This window comes from Vibrio sp. 2132-1 (assembly GCF_033344315.1).
Genome location: NZ_JAWPON010000056.1, coordinates 1 through 1,547, shown reverse-complemented (window position 1 = coordinate 1,547; position 1,547 = coordinate 1). Strand labels below are relative to the sequence as shown.

Genomic DNA, 1,547 nt, shown 5'->3' with positions numbered 1-1,547 from the left:
AGGTCCATCGTTGCTTGAGTTGCTAGAAACAGTGGATGTGGACTACGAAAAAGGTGCGGGTGAATTCCGTTTCCCTGTTCAGTACGTGAATCGTCCTAACCTTGATTTCCGTGGCTTTGCGGGCACGGTGTCGTCTGGCTCTGTGAAAGTCGGTGATGCCATCAAAGCATTGCCGTCCGGTAAAACGTCGACTGTCGCTCGCATTGTGACCTTCGATGGCGACATTGAAGAAGCGCAAGCTGGTCTAGCCGTTACGCTGACTCTGAATGATGAAATTGACATCAGCCGTGGTGATTTGATCGTGCTTGAGAATGCGCAAGTACAAACCACCAACCATTAGCCTGCCGATGTGGTGTGGATGACTGAGCAGCCGTTGCAACCTGGTCGTGATTACGACATCAAGATTGCAGGTAAGAAGACCGTTGGTCCCGTAGAGTCTATTCGTCACCAGTACGACATCAATAACTTGTCGACACATGGTGCTGCGGAACTGCCTCTAAATGGCATTGGTTTGTGTGAGTGGTCGCTCAATGAATCAGTAGCTTTGGACAATTACCAAGACTGCGCAGATACCGGTGGTTTCATCATCATCGATCGCCTAACTAATGTGACCGTTGGCGCTGGCATGGTGAAAGAAAGCTTAACAGAGCTTGAACGCGGTTTGGCTGATGTATCTGCCTTTGAACTTGAGTTGAACGCCCTTGTTCGCAAACACTTCCCGCATTGGGAAGCTAAAGACCTAAGCCAGTTACTCAAGAAGTAATGGCAGTAAGCCTAGGGACGTTATCAGTGTCTAGGTTCACAGCCTAACCGAGTGCGAAATGCGGTTAGGCTGCCTCTAATACCGGAATGTTCAGTGAAGCCCAAGAAAACTGAGCATTCTGGCACTCTTTTTCGCTTTGCTTTGCTCTGGTTACTTGTTTTATCGCTCTACACACTGTTGTTGTGTTGCGGTTTGTTTTGCTCGTTTCGAGCTGTTTGGTAAGGAAAGGCTATGTGGGAACAAGGATTTGTATTAGCGATTTTGCTTGGCATTATCACTTGTTTGCTTGTGACTAAGATTAAGCCGAGCTACGTTTTTGCTGGTGCAGCCTTTATTGCTTTCATGGCGGGAATGATGGATTCCACGACCATTGCTGCGAACTTTACCAACTCATCATTGTTAACTTTGGTCCTGCTGATTCTCGCTTCTTGTGCATTAGAAAAAACGTTACTGATCAGTTGGGTGAGCCGTAGTATTTCAGAAGGTCATTTAGGCAGTGTGATCGCCAAGCTTGGGTTATCGACCGCCTTACTGTCTTCCTTTACCAACAATACGGCCGTTGTTGTGTCTTTGATTGGTGCGATTAAACGCAATCAACAGCACGCGCCTTCTAAGCTACTGATTCCACTTTCTTACGCGGCGATATTTGGCGGCACATTAACGCTTATCGGTACTTCGACCAACCTTATTATTAATAGCTTTGTGGAAGATGCAGGGCTACCGAGTCTAAGCTTTTTTACTCCGACGATGATTGGCTTGGCTGTCTTAGCGGGTGGTCTTTTAA

The 1,547-nt window shown here is 47.2% G+C and carries 1 protein-coding gene and 1 pseudogene; both read left to right on the top strand.

All coding sequences use genetic code 11. The annotated features are described in order from the left end of the window. Positions 1-763, top strand: a pseudogene (locus R8N47_RS23380) (elongation factor 1-alpha C-terminal domain-related protein); the annotation flags it as partial. Between the two features lie 231 nt (positions 764-994). Beyond that, positions 995-1,547, top strand: a 553-nt coding sequence (locus R8N47_RS23375) for an SLC13 family permease (protein WP_318185878.1), incomplete at its 3' end; no start/stop codon positions are given.